General features: G+C 73.6%; 13 protein-coding genes. 5 read left to right on the top strand and 8 right to left on the bottom strand.

Annotation, left to right across the window (positions count from 1 at the left end):
- The first annotated feature begins 69 nt into the window (after positions 1-69).
- Both ACH499_RS01245 and lgt read left to right on the top strand, forming a co-directional pair.
- Positions 70-843: a thioredoxin domain-containing protein gene (locus ACH499_RS01245; protein ID WP_356200038.1), complete on the top strand. Its 774-nt coding sequence runs from the start codon at positions 70-72 to the stop codon at positions 841-843.
- Between the two features lie 109 nt (positions 844-952).
- Complete coding sequence (gene lgt, locus ACH499_RS01240) at positions 953-1960, top strand: prolipoprotein diacylglyceryl transferase (protein ID WP_399013121.1); 1008 nt, start codon at positions 953-955, stop codon at positions 1958-1960.
- Between the two features lie 58 nt (positions 1961-2018).
- Here the strand turns inward: lgt and ACH499_RS01235 are convergent, their stop codons facing one another.
- Genes ACH499_RS01235 through ACH499_RS01210 form a run of 6 tightly spaced genes read right to left on the bottom strand, consistent with a single transcriptional unit; the run spans position 2019 to position 9318 of the window.
- Positions 2019-2843 carry an HpcH/HpaI aldolase/citrate lyase family protein gene (locus ACH499_RS01235; protein ID WP_399013119.1) on the bottom strand — a complete coding sequence of 275 codons (825 nt, stop codon included), beginning with the start codon at positions 2841-2843 and terminating at the stop codon, positions 2019-2021.
- Positions 2840-4066, bottom strand: a complete 1227-nt coding sequence (locus ACH499_RS01230) for a CaiB/BaiF CoA transferase family protein (RefSeq protein WP_399013117.1) — start codon at positions 4064-4066, stop codon at positions 2840-2842. The genes ACH499_RS01235 and ACH499_RS01230 overlap by 4 nt, the downstream gene beginning before the upstream one ends.
- Positions 4048-5433 (bottom strand): ADP-ribosylglycohydrolase family protein, encoded by a 1386-nt coding sequence (locus ACH499_RS01225; protein WP_399013115.1) that lies wholly within the window; start codon positions 5431-5433, stop codon positions 4048-4050. The genes ACH499_RS01230 and ACH499_RS01225 overlap by 19 nt, the downstream gene beginning before the upstream one ends.
- On the bottom strand, positions 5421-6596 hold the full coding sequence (locus ACH499_RS01220) for an ADP-ribosylglycohydrolase family protein (protein WP_356200028.1): 1176 nt from the start codon (positions 6594-6596) through the stop codon (positions 5421-5423). The genes ACH499_RS01225 and ACH499_RS01220 overlap by 13 nt, the downstream gene beginning before the upstream one ends.
- Complete coding sequence (locus ACH499_RS01215; protein ID WP_399013113.1) at positions 6593-7885, bottom strand: ADP-ribosylglycohydrolase family protein; 1293 nt, start codon at positions 7883-7885, stop codon at positions 6593-6595. Before ACH499_RS01215 ends, ACH499_RS01220 begins: the two co-directional genes overlap by 4 nt.
- On the bottom strand, positions 7882-9318 hold the full coding sequence (locus tag ACH499_RS01210) for an ADP-ribosylglycohydrolase family protein (protein ID WP_399013111.1): 1437 nt from the start codon (positions 9316-9318) through the stop codon (positions 7882-7884). Before ACH499_RS01210 ends, ACH499_RS01215 begins: the two co-directional genes overlap by 4 nt.
- 270 nt (positions 9319-9588) lie before the next feature.
- Here ACH499_RS01210 and ACH499_RS01205 point away from each other — a divergent pair, with 270 nt between their 5' ends.
- From ACH499_RS01205 to ACH499_RS01195, 3 genes are all read left to right on the top strand, one after another.
- Positions 9589-10320: a VIT1/CCC1 transporter family protein gene (locus ACH499_RS01205; RefSeq protein ID WP_399013110.1), complete on the top strand. Its 732-nt coding sequence runs from the start codon at positions 9589-9591 to the stop codon at positions 10318-10320.
- A 432-nt stretch (positions 10321-10752) separates the two neighbouring features.
- Positions 10753-15291: a glutamate synthase large subunit gene (gene gltB / locus ACH499_RS01200; RefSeq protein ID WP_356200022.1), complete on the top strand. Its 4539-nt coding sequence runs from the start codon at positions 10753-10755 to the stop codon at positions 15289-15291.
- Positions 15284-16747 (top strand): glutamate synthase subunit beta, encoded by a 1464-nt coding sequence (locus tag ACH499_RS01195; protein ID WP_399013108.1) that lies wholly within the window; start codon positions 15284-15286, stop codon positions 16745-16747. The genes gltB and ACH499_RS01195 overlap by 8 nt, the downstream gene beginning before the upstream one ends.
- 121 nt (positions 16748-16868) lie before the next feature.
- On the opposite strand, the gene ACH499_RS01190 is transcribed toward ACH499_RS01195, so the two are convergent.
- Positions 16869-17771 carry a chitosanase gene (locus ACH499_RS01190; protein ID WP_399013106.1) on the bottom strand — a complete coding sequence of 301 codons (903 nt, stop codon included), beginning with the start codon at positions 17769-17771 and terminating at the stop codon, positions 16869-16871.
- Positions 17768-18697, bottom strand: coding sequence for a rhomboid family intramembrane serine protease (locus ACH499_RS01185; protein ID WP_356200016.1), 930 nt, complete (start codon positions 18695-18697; stop codon positions 17768-17770). The genes ACH499_RS01190 and ACH499_RS01185 overlap by 4 nt, the downstream gene beginning before the upstream one ends.
- Positions 18698-18750 lie beyond the last annotated feature (53 nt).

Raw genomic sequence — 18750 nt, 5'->3', positions numbered from 1 at the left:
GGGTCCCTCGTACGAGTGGACCTGGGACCGGGGAGGCGCTGTGCGCCTCCCCGGTTCGTTCTGCGGGGTGTGAGCGAGAAGAACCGAGACGGAAAGCGCACCGCCCGGCAGAAAATGGCGGCCGAGCGCGAGAAGCAGAAGTCCAGGGACAAGCGCCGGCGCGGCCTGATCGTGGGCTCGTCCGTGGTCTGCGTCCTGGGCCTCGCCGCGGTGATCGGCGTGGTCGCCGCGAACGCGGGCAAGGACGACGGCAGCGGGTCGGCGGGCCCGGTCGTGGCGCCCTCGGGCGCGCAGGGCAAGGACAGTCTCGCCATTCCCGTCGGCAAGGACGGCGCCAAGTCGACGCTCGCCGTCTGGGAGGACTTCCGCTGCCCGGCCTGCAAGGCCTTCGAGCTGGCGTACCGCGACACGATCCACGAGCTCACCGCCTCCGGACAGCTCAAGGTCGAGTACCACCTGGCGACGATCATCGACGGCAACATGGGCGGCACCGGCTCCCGCACCGCGGCCAACGCCGCGGCCTGCGCCCAGGACGCCGGCAAGTACCCCGCCTACCACGACGTGCTCTTCGACAACCAGCCGCCGGAGACCGACGACGCCTTCGCCGACGAGAACAAGCTGCTCGACCTGGCCGGCAAGGTCGACGGGCTGGACACGGCCGCCTTCCGGTCGTGCGTGCAGAACGGCACGCACGACGGGTGGGTGGAGAAGTCCAACAAGGCCTTCCAGAACGGCGGCTTCACCGGCACCCCGACCGTCCTGCTGGACGGCAGGAACATCTACCAGGACCGCAGCATGACCCCGGCCAAGCTCAAGCAGATGGTGCAGGAGGCCAACCGGTAGACGGTGCGGAAGGGCGTCCGCGGGGCGCCCTTTCCGGCCCGCCCGTTACGGACCCGTAGCCGGGCCGCTCGACGCGGGCCCCGTTCCACACGGTAGCGTCGACCCTGCCATGGAACTTGCCTTCATTCCCAGCCCGTCGCGCGGGGTGCTGAACCTCGGTCCCATCCCGCTGCGCGGCTACGCGTTCTGCATCATCCTCGGCGTCTTCGTTGCCGTCTGGCTCGGCAACAAGCGCTGGATCGCCCGCGGCGGGCGGGCCGGCACGGTGGCCGACATCGCGGTCTGGGCCGTTCCCTTCGGCCTGATCGGCGGCCGGCTCTACCACGTGATCACGGACTACGAGCTGTACTTCAGCGAGGGCCGCGACTGGGTGGACGCCTTCAAGATCTGGGAGGGCGGCCTCGGCATCTGGGGCGCGATCGCCCTCGGCGCGCTCGGCGCCTGGATCGGCGCCCGCCGGCGCGGCATCCCGATGCCCGCGTACGCCGACGCCGTCGCCCCCGGCATCGCCATCGCCCAGGCCCTCGGCCGCTGGGGCAACTGGTTCAACCAGGAGCTGTACGGCAGGCCCACCGACCTGCCCTGGGCCTTGAAGATCACGTCGTCGGCCGACGGACGGGTGCCGGGCACGTACCACCCGACGTTCCTGTACGAGTCGCTGTGGTGCGTCGGCGTCGCCCTGCTCGTCATCTGGGCCGACCGCCGCTTCACGCTCGGCCACGGGCGGGCGTTCGCCCTGTACGTCGCCTCGTACTGCGCGGGCCGCTTCTGGATCGAGTACATGCGCGTCGACGACGCCCACCACATCCTGGGCCTGCGGCTGAACAACTGGACCGCGCTCGTCGTGTTCCTGCTCGCCGTGGTGTACATGGTGCTCTCGGCGAGGACCCGGCCCGGCCGCGAGGCCGTGGTGGAGCCGGGCGCGCAGACCGCGGACGGGGACGGTGCGAAGGAGGACGCCGAGGGCGCCACCGGGAAGCCCGACGACTCCGGCAGCGCCGAGGACGCGAGCGGCCGCGGCAAGGACGACGCGGGGAACGGCGAGGACGCCGAGGACCCCGGCGACTCGGGGGACGGTGCCGTGAAGAACGGGGCCGACTCCGCCAAGAAGGGCTGAGCGCCCGCCGTACCGCGCCGAGGGCGCCCGGAGACTCTCCGGGCGCCCTCGGCGCGTCTCAGGACAGGTCGGGCCGCCGGGCCAGCGACAGCGTGCGCCGGGCCGTCGCCACCACCGCCGCGTCGATGAACCGCCCGTCCGGCAGCGCCTGCGCGCCCGGCTGCGTGGTGGCCGCCTTCACGATCGTCTCCGCCTCCTCCAGCTCCCGCTCGGTGGGCAGGTAGGCCCGCTCGATGATCGGGAGCTGACGGGGATGGATCGCGGCCCGCCCGAGGAAGCCCAACGCCCGGCCGTGGGCGCAGGACGCCGCCAGGCCCTCCAGGTCGCGGGTGTCCGGATGCACCGTCTGCGACGGCGGCGCGAGCCCCGCCGCCCGGGCGGCCACGACCACCCTCGCCCTGGACCAGTCCAGCCCCGCGTCACCCCGTACGCCCAGGTCGGCGCGGAGATCCGCCTCGCCGAGCGCGATGCCGCGCAGCGCCGGATGGGCCGCGGCGATCGGATACGCCCGCTCCACGCCCAGCGCGGTCTCCAGCAGCGCGTACAGCGGGGGCCCGCCGGTGATCCCGGCGACGCCGGTGATCTGCTCGGGGGACGTCACCTTGGGCAGCCGCAGCCCTGACAGCCCCGGCAGCGCGGCCACCGCCGCCAGGTCCGCGGCGGCCAGCGGTCCGTCCAGGGCGTTCACCCGCACGTGCACCGGCACCGGCTGGGGGGCGGCGAGCAGCTCGGCGGTGGCCGCGCGGGCGTACTCCTTGCGGTCCGGGGCGACCGCGTCCTCCAGGTCGATCACGACCACGTCGGCGCCGGCGGCCAGCGCCTTGGCCACCACCCGGGGCCGGTCCCCGGGAGCGTAGAGCCAGGTCAGCGCGGGCACCGTCATACGGCACCCGCCTCGCGCAGCTCCTTCACGTCCGCCGGGGTCAGCCCCAGCTCGCTCAGCACCTCCTCGGTGTCCGCGCCGTGCGGGCGGCCCGCCCAGCGGATCGCGCCGGGCGTGGCGGAGAGCCGGAACAGGACGTTCTGCATGCGCAGCGGGCCCAGCTCCGGATCGTCGACCGTGGTGACCGTGTCGAGGGCCTGGTACTGCGGGTCGTTCATCACGTCCCGCACGTCCTGGACCGGGGCGACGGCCGCCTCCGCCTTCTCGAAGGCGGCGAGCACGTCGGCGCGGGTGTGCCGGGCGATCCAGTCGCCGACCGCCGCGTCCAGCACGTCGGCGTGCCGGGCCCGGTCCGCACCCGTGGCGAACCAGGGCTCCTCGATCAGCTCCGGCCGGCCCACCAGCCGCATCACCCGCTCGGCGACCGACTGCGCGGAGGTGGAGACGGCGACCCAGTCGCCGTCGGCCGTGCGGTAGGTGTTGCGCGGGGCGTTGTTCTGCGAGCGGTTGCCGGTGCGCGGCTGGACGTGGCCGAGCTGGTCGTACCAGATGGGCTGCGGGCCCAGCACGGTCAGGATCGGCTCGATGATCGCCATGTCGACGACCTGGCCCTCGCCGGTCAGGTCGCGGGCGGACAGGGCCGTCATCACGGCGTACGCGGTCGCCAGCGCGGCGATCGAGTCGGCGAGCCCGAACGGCGGAAGCGTCGGCGGGGCGTCCGGTTCGCCGGTCATCGCCGCGAAGCCGCTCATGGCCTCGGCGAGTGTGCCGAAGCCGGGGCGGCGCGCGTAGGGGCCGAACTGGCCGAAGCCGGTGACGCGGGTGAGGACCAGCCGCGGGTTGACGGCGGACAGTTCGTCCCAACCCAGGTCCCACTTCTCCAGGGTGCCCGGGCGGAAGTTCTCGACGAGGACGTCCGCGCCCGCGGCGAGCCGGAGCAGGGTGGAGCGGCCGGCGGGATGCGACAGATCGAGGGTGATCGTGCGCTTGTTGCGGCCCAGCAGCTTCCACCACAGGCCCACGCCGTCCTTGGACGGTCCGTGGCCGCGGGAGGGGTCGGGGCGGGTGGGGTGCTCGACCTTCACCACGTCGGCGCCGAAGTCGCCGAGCATGGTGGCGGCGAGCGGGCCCGCGAAGAGGGTGGCGAGGTCGAGGACGCGCAGCCCGGTGAGGGGGGCCGGCACGGGAACGGGGGCGGGGGGAGTCACGACGGGCCGGGGCATGAGCGGGTGGCCTCCGTGTGGGTGAGGTGGGCGAGGGTGTCGAAGCCGATGCCGTCGAAGCCGCCGACCGAGGCGGCCAGGCGGTTCTTCAGCGGTGCCGTCCAGTGCTCGGGCAGCGCGGCCGGGTGACCGGCGAGCAGGCCGGCGACGCTGCCGGCGGTGGCGCCGTTGGAGTCGGTGTCCCAGCCTCCCGACACGGCCCGGGCGACGGAGCCGGTGAAGTCGCCGTCCGCGTGGGTGAGGGCGGCGGCGATCAGGGCGGTGTTCGGTACGGCGTGGACCCAGTGGTGGGCGGGGGAGTGGGTGGCGTGGAGCGCGTCCACGACCGTGTCGAAGTCGTCGTGCGCCTCGGCGAGCCGGACGGCGTGGCGGACGGCTTCGGCGAGTCGGGAGCGGGACGGGACGACGGTGAGACCGGTGCGCAGGCAGGCGTGCACGTCCTGGGTGCCGGCGGCGGCGCAGGCGATGACGGCCGCCGCGAACATCGCGGCGTGCACCCCGGCCGACGTGTGGGTGAGGGCCGCGTCGCGGTGTGCCTGCTCGGCGGCGCCGGCCGGGTCGCCGGGGTTGGTCCAGCCGTGCACGTCGGCGCGGATCAGGGCGCCGATCCACTCGCGGAACGGGTTGCGGCGGCGGGCGGTCTCCGGGGGTTCGAGACCGGCCAGGAGATTGCCGTAGGCGACGCGTTCGGCGGTGAAGGTGCGGCCCGCGGGGAGTTCGTCCAGCCAGACGCGGGCGACGTCGGCGGTGGTGAAGTCCTTGCCGTGACGCTGGAGCAGCAGGAGGTTCAGCAAGGGGTAGTCGAGGTCGTCGTCCTCGGGCATGCCGTCGATGTTCTCGGCGAGCGAGGTGGGGGCGGAGCGGCGGTTCCAGGGGTAGGCGGCGGTGAGGTCGCCGGGGACGCCGCGGGCCGTGAAGTAGCGGGTCGGGGGCCAGTTGCCGGCGGCGCGGGCGAGCAGGCGGATGCCGCGCAGGGGGAGCTTCTCGACGGGTTTGCCGAGGAGGCAGCCGGCGGCGCGGCCCAGCCAGGCGGCCTCCAGCCGGGCGGGCCGCGGACCGTCGCCCTCCGGCCCGGCGGGCGGTGCGGGCCAGTGGGGGCACTGGGCCTTGATGTCCTCCAGGTCCGTGGGTTCCGCCGCCGCCGACGGGCTCGGCAGCTCCGCCAGCTCGTCCAGCAGTTCCCCGGCCAGGCGCCGCAGGGCGGGCGAGGCCGGCTCGGGCGAGGCCCCCGCCCGGTCGGGGGCGTCCGGGCCGCCCGCCGCGCGCCAGCGGGAGGCGACCGCCGACGCGTCGCGGCCGTCCAGCGCCGCCTGCCGCAGCTCGTGGCCGATCAGGTCCTCCGGCTGCACCCAGGTCAGTCGGAGCATCCCGCGCCTCCGATCGCGGTGAACGCCCGCTCGTGGGCGCGGCGTCGCCGTACGTCCCGGGCGAAGACCTCGCGGGCCACGTCGGTGAGCGTGGCCGCCGGCTCCCACAGGTCCAGACGGCTGGCCTCCGCGACCCGCTTCGCCCAGTCCTCCGGGGCGGGACTGCCCAGCGCCCCGGCCAGGGCGCCCGCCATCGTGGCGATGGAGTCGCAGTCGCGGCCGTAGTTCACCGAGCCGAGGACCGCCTGCCGGTAGTCCCCGCCCGCGACCAGCAGCATGCCGAGCGCGACGGGCAGCTCCTCGATCGCGTGGAGCCGGGACGGCCGGCGGGCGCCCAGGGAGGGGGCGCGGTAGTCGGGGCCGACCGTGTCGTACGGGGCGACCGCCTCCCGCAGGGGCGCGAGCGCCGACTCGAAGTCCGTGTGGCGCGCGGCCACGTCGGCGACCGCCTCGATCGCCGCGCGGGTGCCGTCCTTCGCCAGGGACAGGCACGCCGACAGCACCGACTCCGGGCTCGCGCCGGGCGCGCACGCCGCCGCCACCGCCGCCGCGAAGACACCGGCCGCCTCACGGCCGTAGGAGGACTGGTGCGCGCCCGCGACGTCCAGCGCCTCGGCGTACGCGCCCGCCGGGTTGGCGGCGTTGACCAGGCCGACGGGGGCCATGTACATCGCCGCACCGCAGTTGACGATGTTGCCGGTGCCGGCCTCGCGCGGGTCGGCGTGCCCGTAGTGGATCCGGGCCACCAGCCACTTCTCCGCCAGGAAGATCCGCTGGAGGGGCAGCGCCTCCGCCTCCAGCTCGGGGATCCAGCGCGGGGTGGTCATCAGGTCCGGCACCAGGTGCTCGGCGACCGCGTACGCGTCGAGGTGGTCGCGGACCGTGCCGTAGACGCGGACCAGCGCGTGGGTCATCAGGGTGTCGTCGGTGACGTGGCCGTCGCCCTTGTGGTACGGGGCGATGGGGCGGGCGGTGCGCCAGGCGTCGCCGTTCCAGGGGCCGACGACGCCGTGGATCCTGCCGCCGTGGCGTTCGAGGATCTGCTCGGGGGAGTACCCCTCGACCGGGCCGCCGAGGGCGTCGCCGACGGCCGCGCCGACGAGGGCGCCCGTGACGCGTTCCTCCAGGCTCGCCGTGCCGTTCTCCGGAGTGCGGGCTGTCATGGCGTGCGTCCTCCTTCGGGCCGGGACGGCTGCGCGGCGTGCAGCAGCCCGGCGAGTTCCACCAGGTCCGTGCCGGTGAGCCTGGGCAGGACGCAGCCGGAGAGCGTGCGGCAGGCGTCGCGCCAGGGCGCGGGGATCGAGGCGCCGCCGCCGAGGGCGCCGGTGAGGGCGCCCGCCAGCGCCGGGGCGGAGTCGGCGACGCGGGACAGGCAGGCCGCCGCCGGTACGGCCTCCGCGATCCGGCCCCGGGCGGCGCGGGCCAGGGCGAGGGCGACCGGGACGGTCTCGGCGGCGGCGACGCCGTAGCTGTAGACGTGGTCGACGATCTGGTGCTCCAGCAGCGGTACGAGGGCGAACGCGCTGTCCGCCTCCGCCGCGAGCGCGAGGGCCTGGCGGGTGTTGCGGCCGATCTCCGTCGCCTCGGGAAGCTCGGCGAGGGCGGCCTTCACGCACGCCGCCACGTCACTGCCGGCGAGGGCGCCGGAGAGCGCCGCCGCCATGGCACGGGCGCCGTGCACGCCGTCGCCGTCCTGGGTGTAGCGGGCGTCGAACTCGGCGAGGGCGGCGGCCCGGCGCGGGTCGCCGGGATGGGCGACGGCCAGCACGCAGGCTCGGACGCAGGCGGCGTCGTCGAAGTAGTGCGGGTTGTCGTGCCCGGTGGCGGGCGGGCGCAGACCGGTGGCGAGGTTGCCGAGGCCGGCCCGGACCGAGATGCGGGCGCGCAGGGGGAGGACGGCCGACTCGACCTCGGGGGCGCGGTCCGCCGCGGCGGCCACCTCGCTGGCGACGGCGTTCCAGGTGAGGTCGATCGCGGCGCGCGTCCGGCGCTCCCGGCTGAGGTCGCCGAGCGCGCTGTCGTCCCCGGCGCGCAGCAGGGCCTCCGCCGCGAACGCCGCCCACTCGGCGTCGTCCGAGGGGCCGAGGCGCAGGGGCTCCGGGGACTGGTTCAGGGCGATGGGCACGGGGAGGGTGGTGGTCGCGTTCTGCTCGGCGAAGGTGTCCAGCTCGCGGGTGAGGCGGCGGGTCCACTCGGGCATCCGCGCGGCCCGGTGCCGGGCGGCGGGCCAGCCGGCCGCGTCCCCGGCGGCCAGTCCGAGCAGCAGCCCCTCGACCCGCCCGGCCCGCGACACCCCGGCGGCCTGCCCACCCGGCTCGGCACCGGGGGCCTGCCCGCCCGGCTCGGCGGCGGTCCGGTGACCGCTCCCCGCCACGGTCGCCTCCGGCGTGCCGGGCGGGGCGACGTACGCGGTGGTGGCGGGCTCCTCCCCGGCGGGCCGCCCCGGGCTCACGACGCCACCACCGCGGTCGCACCGCGCGGCTCGTCGGGCGTGGTGCGGTCCGGTGCGGTGGTGTCGGACGGGGCGTGGTCCGGTCCGTGCGGCTCAGGTTCGTCCGGTGTCGCCGTGGGGCGGCCGCCCGGTGCGGCGTTGTGCGGCTCGTCGGGCACGGCGTCGTGTGCCTGTCCGTCGGGCACCGTCGCCACGATGACCGGTACGACGCCGTCCCGCCCGTCCGGCCCCGCCGTTGCCGTGCCGCTCGGCGCCGGGCCGCCCGGCACTTCCGTCGCCGTGCCGGCCGGCGCCGGGCCGCGTCCCCGCCCGTCCGGCTCGGCCGGCGCCGCGGTCTCCCGCGTCGCCCTGGTCACGCCGGCCGGCGTCGTGGCCGTCGCGTCCGGCACGGTCCTCGGTTGCACCGTCCTGCGCGCCCCGCCCTGACCGTCCGGCGGCGCACCGCCGCCCACCAGCAGGTCGGCCACCTCCAGCACATGGTGTCCGGCCATCGCCGGGAGGCAGCTTCCGCGCGCCGGGCCGATCGCCGCCGCCCAGTCGCGGGGAATCGCGGCGATGCCGTGGGTCGCGCCGGCCAGGGCACCGGCCACCGCTGCCGTGGTGTCGGCGTCGCGCCCCATGTTGACGGCCGCCAGGACGGCGTCGGTGAAGTCGCCGTCGGCCGCCGCGTAGGCGCCGAAGGCGAGCGCGACCGCCTCCGGGGCCAGGTCGGTCCACGGGTAGCCGCCGATGACCACCGCGGAGCGCACCGCGCGTTCGCCGAGGTGGGCCGCCGTCATCGCGCGGCGCAGACAGCGAGCCGTCCACGAGTCCTCCGGGACGACGGCCAGCGCCGAGGCCACGACCGCGACGGGCGGCGCCCCGGTCATCGCCGCCGCGACCCCCGCCGCCACCGCCTGGCCGCCGTAGATTCCCTCGCCGTCATGGCTGACCGAGCCGTCGATCGCCGCCAGCCGGGCCGCCTCCGCGGGACGGCCGGCGGCGAACACGCCGTGCGGCGCGGCCCGCATCGCCAGCCCGTCGCTCCAGGCGTGGCGGTGCTGTGCGGAGACGGGGGCGGCCAGCCCCCGGCGCAGGTTCTCCAGGGTGCCGCGCTCGCTGAAACCCGCGCCCCGGAACGGCCCCTCCTCCCGGTCCGCGATCCACTCGTGCCAGGCCGCCTCCACATGGGCCGGGGTGAGGCCACGACCGTGCCTGGCCAGCAGGAGGCCCGAGAAGATGGCGTACTCGGTGTCGTCCGTGCCGGACGGCCGTTCCGCCACGTAGCCCGTGATGCGCCCCCAGCGTGCGCGGATCTCGGAGGGCTTCATGTTCTCGGCCGGGGCCCCGAGGGCGTCCCCGACGGCCAGACCGAGCAGCGCGCCGCGGGCCCGATCGCGGAGCCCGGCGTCCCCGGAGGCGGGGACCGAGGGAATGCAGGCGGTGGATGCCATGCGGCCTCTCCTCTCAGGCGGCGCCCGAGGAGGCGCACAGCCCTTTGCGGAACTGTCCCCGGTGCGGCTCGCCGCGCAGCCTCACCGAGCCCAGCGTCACCCGGTCGACATATGTGCGGGCATGATCACGGATGAGCAATCGCAGGCAAAACCGCAGGTTAGCCGAGCCTTTCCTTGCTGGCGCGGTGGAAATGACCGGCGTACATTCGGTGTTGTCGAAAAGTAGAACTCGTCCAAAGAGCTGTCCGCAGAGACTCCTGGGGGACCTTCATGGCCATCATCGAGACCGAGGCGTCGCTGCACGCGGCGCACCGCGACAACCACACGCACCGGGACGTGAACGGCGGCTGGCTGCGCCCCGCCGTCTTCGGCGCGATGGACGGCCTGGTCTCCAACCTCGCCCTGATGACCGGCGTCGCGGGCGGCGCGGCCGGTCAGCAGACCATCGTGCTCAGCGGGCTCGCCGGCCTGGCCGCCGGTGCCTTCTCGATGGCCGCCGGCGAGTACACCTCCGTCGCCTCGCAGCGCGAACTCGTCGAGGCGGAGCTGGACGTGGAGCGCCGGGAGCTGAAGAAGCACCCGCAGGACGAGGAGGCCGAGCTGGCCGCCCTCTACGAGGCCCGGGGCGTCGATCCCGAGCTGGCCCGCGAGGTCGCCCGGCAGCTCTCCCGCGACCCCGAGCAGGCCCTGGAGATACACGCCCGCGAGGAGCTGGGCATCGACCCCGGTGACCTGCCGTCCCCGCTGGTCGCGGCCGTGTCGTCGTTCGGGTCCTTCGCCCTGGGCGCCCTGCTGCCCGTCCTGCCGTTCCTGCTCGGCGCGAGCGTGCTGTGGCCCGCCGTGCTGCTGGCGCTGGCCGGTCTGTTCCTGTGCGGCGCCGTGGTGGCCAAGGTGACGGCACGGAGCTGGTGGTACAGCGGACTGCGGCAGCTCGCCCTCGGCGGAGCGGCGGCCGGTGTGACATATCTCCTGGGCAGCCTGTTCGGAACGGCCGTAGGATGACCCGGCTCGAACTTATGCGGCTCACCGCATAAGTAGTCGTTACTCGCTGGTTTCGGGCGCGTGACCACCGGGCATGAGCCGTAAGCGCTGTGGGCAAAGACGCCCGCCACGTATCGCGCGGAGCGGGCGACGGCGCCCCCTCCGCCCCTCGGACCGACGGACACCGATCTGTTCGCCCGGTCCCCCCAGCTTTCACCGCGAAGTGCGCGGAGACCTCTTCCGCGACCCCGTCGGTGTCCGCATGATGGAACGCGTTGTCCCGGTTAACGAGAGCGACCCCATCATGTAACCTGCATCAAATTTTGCACTCCAGCAGAGGGCCAACGTCGTCCCTCGGCAATTTGCCACATGCCACAGACGACGACGGGAGAGCCGATGCGTACGCCGCGCCAGCCGTCCCAGCATTCCGCGAATGGCCAGAACTGGTCCTTCATGGATGCTCGCCCTGCCGCGCAGGGTATGTACGACCCCCGCAACGAGCACGACGCCTGCGGCGTCGGCTTCGTCGCCACCCTCACCGGCGAGGCGTCCCACGCCCTGGTCGACCAGGCCCTCACCGTGCTGCGCAACCTGGAGCACCGAGGGGCCACCGGCTCCGAGCCCGACTCGGGCGACGGTGCGGGCATCCTCTCCCAGGTGCCGGACGCCTTCTTCCGTGAGGTGGCCGGATTCGAACTGCCCGAGGCCGGGGCGTACGCCGTCGGCATCGCCTTCCTGCCCGAGGACGGCACCGCCGACGCCGTCTCGCGGATCGAGACGATCGCGGCCGAGGAGGGCCTCACGGTCCTCGGCTGGCGCGAGGTCCCGGTCGCCCCGCAGATGCTCGGCGCCACCGCCCGTTCGACCATGCCGGTCTTCCGTCAGGTCTTCGTGACCGACGGCGCCTCGCACGGCATCGCCCTCGACCGCCGCGCCTTCGCGCTGCGCAAGCGCGCCGAGCGCGAAGCGGACGTCTACTTCCCCTCGCTGTCCGCGCGGACCATCGTCTACAAGGGCATGCTGACCACCGGCCAGCTCGAACCCTTCTTCCCGGACCTGTCCGACCGCCGCTTCGCCTCCGCGATCGCGCTCGTGCACTCCCGGTTCTCCACGAACACCTTCCCGTCGTGGCCGCTCGCCCACCCGTACCGGTTCGTCGCGCACAACGGTGAGATCAACACCGTCAAGGGCAACCGCAACTGGATGGTCGCCCGCGAGTCCCAGCTCGTCTCCGACGTGTTCGGCGCGTCCCCGGACCTGGAGCGGCTCTTCCCGGTCTGCACGCCCGACGCCTCGGACTCCGCCTCCTTCGACGAGGTCCTGGAACTGCTGCACCTGGGCGGGCGTTCGCTGCCGCACTCCGTGCTGATGATGATCCCCGAGGCGTGGGAGAACCACGACTCCATGGACCCGGCCCGGCGCGCCTTCTACCAGTACCACTCCACGATGATGGAGCCCTGGGACGGCCCCGCCTGCGTCACCTTCACCGACGGCACCCAGGTCGGCGCCGTCCTCGACCGCAACGGCCTGCGCCCCGGCCGCTACTGGGTCACCGACGACGGCCTCGTCGTCCTCGGCTCCGAGGTCGGCGTGCTGGACATCGACCCGGCGAAGGTCGTCCGCAAGGGCCGCCTCCAGCCCGGCCGCATGTTCCTCGTGGACACCGCCGAGCACCGCATCATCGAGGACGACGAGATCAAGGCCCGGCTCGCGGCGGAGAAGCCGTACGCCGAATGGCTGGAAGCCGGCGAGATCGAGCTGTCCGACCTGCCCGAGCGGGAGCACATCGTGCACACCCACGCCTCGGTCACCCGTCGCCAGCAGACCTTCGGCTACACCGAGGAGGAACTGCGCGTCATCCTCGCGCCGATGGCCAAGGCCGGCGCCGAGCCGATCGGCTCCATGGGCACCGACAGCCCGATCGCGGCCCTCTCCGAACGCCCCCGGCTGCTCTTCGACTACTTCACCCAGCTCTTCGCCCAGGTGACCAACCCGCCGCTGGACGCCATCCGCGAGGAACTGGTCACCTCCCTGCGCTCCTCGCTCGGCCCCCAGGGCAACCTGCTGGACCCGACCGCCGCCTCCTGCCGCAGCGTCGTCCTGCCCTTCCCGGTCATCGACAACGACGAGCTGGCCAAGCTCATCCACATCAACGCCGACGGGGACATGCCCGGCTTCAAGGCCGCGACCCTCTCCGGCCTCTACCGGGTGCACGGCGGCGGCGACGCGCTGGCCGCCCGCATCGAGGAGATCTGCGCCGAGGCCGACGCCGCCATCGAAAACGGCGCCCGGCTGATCGTCCTGTCGGACCGCCACTCCGACGCCGAGCACGCGCCGATCCCCTCCCTGCTGCTCACCGCGGCCGTCCACCACCACCTCATCCGCACCAAGCAGCGCACGCAGGTGGGCCTGCTGGTCGAGGCCGGAGACGTCCGCGAGGTCCACCACGTCGCCCTGCTCATCGGCTACGGCGCCGCCGCCGTCAACCCGTACCTGGCGATGGAGTCCGTCGAGGACCTGGTCCGCGCCGGCACCTTCCTGCCGGGCGTCGAGCCCGAGAAGGCGATCAGGAACCTGATCCACGCCCTCGGCAAGGGCGTCCTCAAGGTCATGTCCAAGATGGGCATCTCCACCGTCGCCTCCTACCGCGGCGCCCAGGTCTTCGAGGCCGTGGGCCTGGACGAGGCCTTCGTGGAGAAGTACTTCAACGGCACCGCCACCAAGATCGGCGGCGTCGGCATCGACGTCGTCGCCGAGGAGGTCGCCGCCCGCCACGGCAAGGCGTACCCGGCCAGCGGCATCGCGCCCGCGCACCGGGCGCTGGAGATCGGCGGCGAGTACCAGTGGCGCCGCGAGGGCGAGCCGCACCTGTTCGACCCGGAGACGGTCTTCCGCCTCCAGCACTCCACGCGCTCCGGCAAGTACGACATCTTCAAGAAGTACACCGAGCGGGTGAACGAGCAGTCCGAGCGCCTGATGACGCTGCGCGGCCTGTTCGGCTTCAGGAGCGACCGGCAGCCGGTCCCCCTCGACGAGGTCGAGCCGGTCTCCGAGATCGTCAAGCGCTTCTCCACCGGCGCCATGTCGTACGGCTCCATCTCGCAGGAGGCGCACGAGACCCTCGCCATCGCCATGAACCAGCTCGGCGGCAAGTCCAACACCGGCGAGGGCGGCGAGGACCCGGAGCGCCTGTACGACCCGGCCCGCCGGTCGTCCATCAAGCAGGTCGCCTCCGGCCGCTTCGGCGTGACCAGCGAGTACCTGGTCAACGCGGACGACATCCAGATCAAGATGGCCCAGGGCGCCAAGCCCGGCGAGGGCGGCCAGCTCCCCGGCCACAAGGTGTACCCGTGGGTCGCCAGGACCAGGCACAGCACCCCCGGTGTGGGGCTGATCTCCCCGCCGCCGCACCACGACATCTACTCGATCGAGGACCTCGCCCAGCTCATCCACGACCTGAAGAACGCCAACCCCAAGGCGCGCATCCACGTCAAGCTGGTCTCCGAGGTCGGCGTCGGCACCGTCGCCGCGGGCGTCTCCAAGGCCCACGCGGACGTGGTGCTCATCTCCGGCCACGACGGCGGCACCGGCGCCTCCCCGCTGACCTCGCTCAAGCACGCGGGCGGCCCCTGGGAGCTGGGCCTCGCCGAGACCCAGCAGACCCTGCTGCTCAACGGCCTGCGCGACCGGATCGTCGTCCAGACCGACGGCCAGCTCAAGACCGGCCGCGACGTCGTCATCGCCGCGCTGCTCGGCGCCGAGGAGTTCGGCTTCGCCACCGCGCCGCTCGTCGTGTCCGGCTGCGTCATGATGCGCGTCTGCCACCTGGACACCTGCCCGGTCGGCATCGCCACCCAGAACCCGGTGCTGCGCGACCGGTTCTCCGGCAAGGCCGAGTACGTCGTGAACTTCTTCCGCTTCATCGCCGAAGAGGTCCGCGAGATCCTCGCCGAGCTGGGCTTCCGCTCCATCGAGGAGGCCGTCGGCCACGCCGAGGCCCTCGACGTCACCCGCGCCGTCGACCACTGGAAGGCCCAGGGCCTGGACCTGGCCCCGCTCTTCCACGTGCCCGAACTGCCCGAGGGCGCGGTGCGCCACCAGGCCGTCGGCCAGGACCACGGCCTGGAGAAGGCGCTGGACAACGAGCTGATCAAGCTCGCCTCCGACGCGCTGGCCGCCACGGACGCCACGGACGCCGCGCCGGTGCGCGCCCAGGTCGCCATCCGCAACATCAACCGCACGGTCGGCACCATGCTCGGCCACGAGGTGACGAAGAAGTTCGGCGGCGCGGGCCTGCCCGACGACACCGTCGACATCACCTTCACCGGCTCCGCCGGCCAGTCCTTCGGCGCCTTCGTCCCGCGCGGCATCACGCTGCGCCTGGAGGGCGACGCCAACGACTACGTCGGCAAGGGCCTGTCCGGCGGCCGGATCGTCGTCCGCCCCGACCGGGGCGCCGACCACCTCGCCGAGTACTCCACCATCGCCGGCAACACCATCGGCTACGGCGCCACCGGCGGCGAGATGTTCCTGCGCGGCAGGGTCGGCGAACGCTTCTGCGTCCGCAACTCCGGCGCGCTGGTCGTCTCCGAGGGCGTCGGCGACCACGGCTGCGAGTACATGACCGGCGGCCACGCGGTCGTCCTCGGCGAGACCGGGCGCAACTTCGCGGCCGGCATGTCCGGCGGCGTCGCCTACGTCGTCGACCTCGACCGGGACAACGTCAACGCCGGCAACCTCGACGCGGTCGAGGCGCTGGACGACGCCGACCGGCAGTGGCTGCACGACGTCGTGCGCCGCCACGCCGAGGAGACCGGGTCCACGGTCGCCCGGAAGCTGCTGGCCGACTGGCCGGCCGCCGCGGACCGCTTCAGCAAGATCATTCCCCGTACGTACAAGGCAGTGCTCGCCGCCAAGGACGCCGCCGAGCGAGCCGGTCTCTCCGAGACCGAGATCACCGAGAAGATGATGGAGGCGGCGACCAATGGCTGATCCCAAGGGCTTCCTGAACCACGGGCGCGAGGTCGCCAGGACCCGCCCCGTCGAGGAGCGCGTCAAGGACTGGAACGAGGTCTACGTACCCGGCTCCCTGCTGCCGATCATCAGCAAGCAGGCCAGCCGGTGCATGGACTGCGGCATCCCGTTCTGCCACAACGGCTGCCCGCTCGGGAACCTGATCCCCGAGTGGAACGACTACGCCTACCGCGAGGACTGGCGGGCCGCGCAGGAGCGCCTGCACGCCACCAACAACTTCCCGGAGTTCACCGGCCGCCTGTGCCCGGCCCCGTGCGAGTCGGCGTGCGTGCTCGGCATCAACCAGCCGCCGGTCACCATCAAGAACGTCGAGGTCTCGATCATCGACAAGGCGTGGGAGACGGGCGACGTGGCCCCGCAGATCCCCGAGCGCCTGTCCGGCAAGACGGTCGCCGTCATCGGCTCGGGGCCGGCGGGACTCGCCGCCGCCCAGCAGCTCACCCGGGCCGGCCACACCGTCGCCGTCTACGAGCGCGCGGACCGCGTCGGAGGCCTCCTGCGGTACGGCATCCCCGAGTTCAAGATGGAGAAGCGGCACATCAACCGGCGTATCGAGCAGATGCGCGCGGAGGGCACCCGCTTCCGCACCGGCGTCGAGATCGGCCGCGACCTCAAGGCGACCGACCTGAAGAAGCGCTACGACGCCGTCGTCATCGCCGCCGGTGCCACCACCGCCCGCGACCTGCCCGTCCCCGGCCGGGAACTCAAGGGCGTCTACCAGGCGATGGAGTACCTGCCGCTGGCCAACAAGGTCCAGGAGGGCGACTACGTCACCTCCCCGATCTCGGCCGAGGGCAAGCACGTCGTCGTCATCGGCGGCGGCGACACCGGCGCCGACTGCGTGGGCACCGCCCACCGCCAGGGCGCGGCCTCCGTCACCCAGCTCGAGATCATGCCCCGCCCCGGTGAGGAGCGGAACCCGGTCTCCCAGCCGTGGCCGACCTTCCCGATGCTCTACAAGGTCACCAGCGCCCACGAGGAGGGCGGCGAGCGGGTCTACGCCGTCTCCACCACCCACTTCGAGGGCGACGAGGACGGCAACGTCCAGTGGCTGCACATGAACGAGGTCGAGTTCGTCGAGGGCAGGCCGACCCCGAAGCCGGGCACCGAGCGCAAGATCCCGGCCCAGCTCGTCACCCTCGCCATGGGCTTCACCGGTACCGACCGGGAGAACGGCCTGGTCGACCAGTTCGGCCTGGAGCTCGACGAACGGGGTAACATCGCCCGGGACGCCGACTTCCAGACCAATGTGCCGGGCGTGTTCGTCGCCGGTGACGCCGGCCGCGGCCAGTCGCTCATCGTCTGGGCGATCGCCGAGGGCCGTTCCGCGGCCCGCGGCGCGGACCGCTACCTGACCGGAGCCAGCGACCTGCCGGCCCCGATCCGGCCGACGGACCGCGCACTGGCGGTCTGACGAGCGTTTGCAGAACGTCCCGTACAAAGGCGTGCGGGCGGGCGGTCCGCGGGTACGCCCCGGACCGTCCGAGACGGCGCCTGCCCTGTCCCCGACCGGACGAAGGGGCGGGCGTCGTCTGTCAGGGCAGCCGGTAGGTCTCCCCGTACATCTCCCACACCAGCGGCGTGTCCAGGTCCATGTTCCCGGCGTCGAGGAACCGGCGCTGCGCCGTGTCGACGCGCGAGGTGTCGATGCCGGGGCGCTTGGCGAGCATCGCGGCGCGGCGCACGTCGAGGAAGGCGGACAGGTACGCCTTCTCGGAGCCGCCCTCGGCCGGTGTCTTCGCCCTCTTCATCGCCTGCTCGCGCAGGCTGTAGAAGCCGTCCGCGTCGATGCCGGGGCCGTGGAAGACCATCGCGTCGAAGTAGACGAACTGGCCCAGCGTGCCGAGCCCGTCCAGCTTGGCCAGGCGCACCGCCGGCTGGAAGTAGACGTCGTCGCGCTCCTCGTCCTGCGCCTTGCGGAACGCGGGGAGCGCGGCCTCCGCCCGCCACGCGTCCGTGAACCCGGGGTCCAGGCCCTCGTGGGAGTCGGTGCCGTCGACCGCGCGCAGCGCGGGAAGGTACGCGGCCAGCCCGTTGTCCGGGTGGTCCTCGGTGTAGCGCTCGACCAGGGCGAGCAGGTCGTGGGTGCCGGTGCAGAAACCGATGATGCCCGCGGTGTAGCCGTCGCCCTCCCCGGGGTCCTCGATGGAGCCGTAGGCGCTGCGCCAGTCGGTGGTCGAGTTCTCGGCGCTCGACACGAGCTGCTGCGCCAGCTCCTTCTTCGCCGGGGAGGCCAGCCCCGGCGGCAGCGCGGCGATCACCGCGTCGTCCGCCTCCCGTTCCTCCTCGGCCCGGTCCTTGGCGTCCTCACGGGCCGACTGGGCCGTGGCCGCGGGAGGGGAGGCGGGCGTGTCCGCCGCGTCCGCCGGCACGAGGAAGTACACGCCCGCGGCGATCACGGGGGCCGCCCCGAGGAGCAGCACACCGGCACGTTTCACTGGGGGATCCCTCCGCCTGACAACTCCGACACCCTGACCGCCGCCGTCACCGCCAGCAGCACCACCACCGCGACGCACGCACCCGCCTGCACCGGCGTCCGGCGCCCGTCGCGGGGCGCGTACGCGTACGCCGCGGCCACCGCCCCGCCCACGAGCAGACCGCCCAGGTGGCCCTGCCAGGAGGTGAGCCCGGCGGAGATCAGCAGCCACAGCAGCAGATACGCCATGAAGCGGTTGACCGGCGCCATGTCCGCGCCCAGCCGCCGCGCCAGGACGTAGTACGCGGCCCCGAGGCCGAAGATCGCGCCCGACGCGCCGACCGTGGGCTGCGCCGGGTCGGCGAGGAGCAGGACGACGACGGAACCGCCGAGTGCCGACAGCAGGTAGAGCACGGCGTACCGCACCCGGCCGAGCATCGGCTCCACGACCCGGCCGAGCTGCCACAGCGCGGCCATGTTCATCACGATGTGCAGGAGGCCGAACAGGCCCTCGGTGGGCTCCAGATGGAGAAAGGCGCTGGTGAGCATCCGCTCCCATTCGCCGGCGACGACACCCTCGGCGTGGAAGCCCGGCGGGAACACGCTCTGGTGGACGTAGTGGCCGCCGTCCGGCCCGACCAGCCGCGCGCCGACCATCGCGAACCGGTCCACGATCTCCGGCCGCACCAGCTCGCCGAGGTAGGCGAGGGCGTTCAGCGCGATCAGGACGACCGTCACCACGGGCGTCGCCGAGACCCGACCACCGACGATCGTCCGGGCCTGCCGCACCGACCGCGCCCCCTCCCGCACACACTCCGGGCAGTGGTGGCCCACCGCCGCCTCGTGCATGCAGTCGGGGCATATGTAGCGGTCGCAGCGCGTGCAGCGGACGTGGCACTCCACCGCGGGATGGCGATAACAGGTCGTGACGGTGGACTCGGAATCCACGGCCGGCTCCTCGGGACGGACGGACGGTCAGCCGGTGGGGACGGCGCCGAACA

It is taken from the genome of Streptomyces sp. NPDC018947 (assembly GCF_044390505.1).
In the GTDB taxonomy this organism is placed as follows: domain Bacteria; phylum Actinomycetota; class Actinomycetes; order Streptomycetales; family Streptomycetaceae; genus Streptomyces.
The sequence above is the reverse complement of the archived record's forward strand: the minus strand, read 5'-3'. Positions and strand labels throughout refer to the sequence as shown.

Coding starts and splice junctions, on each gene's coding strand:
- lgt (WP_399013121.1), top strand. CDS start 953: ATGGAACTTGCCTTCATTCCCAGCCCGTCGCGCGGGGTGCTGAACCTC.
- ACH499_RS01235 (WP_399013119.1), bottom strand. CDS start 2,843: ATGACGGTGCCCGCGCTGACCTGGCTCTACGCTCCCGGGGACCGGCCC.
- ACH499_RS01230 (WP_399013117.1), bottom strand. CDS start 4,066: ATGCCCCGGCCCGTCGTGACTCCCCCCGCCCCCGTTCCCGTGCCGGCC.
- ACH499_RS01225 (WP_399013115.1), bottom strand. CDS start 5,433: ATGCTCCGACTGACCTGGGTGCAGCCGGAGGACCTGATCGGCCACGAG.
- ACH499_RS01220 (WP_356200028.1), bottom strand. CDS start 6,596: ATGACAGCCCGCACTCCGGAGAACGGCACGGCGAGCCTGGAGGAACGC.
- ACH499_RS01210 (WP_399013111.1), bottom strand. CDS start 9,318: ATGGCATCCACCGCCTGCATTCCCTCGGTCCCCGCCTCCGGGGACGCC.
- ACH499_RS01205 (WP_399013110.1), top strand. CDS start 9,589: ATGGCCATCATCGAGACCGAGGCGTCGCTGCACGCGGCGCACCGCGAC.
- gltB (WP_356200022.1), top strand. CDS start 10,753: ATGGATGCTCGCCCTGCCGCGCAGGGTATGTACGACCCCCGCAACGAG.
- ACH499_RS01195 (WP_399013108.1), top strand. CDS start 15,284: ATGGCTGATCCCAAGGGCTTCCTGAACCACGGGCGCGAGGTCGCCAGG.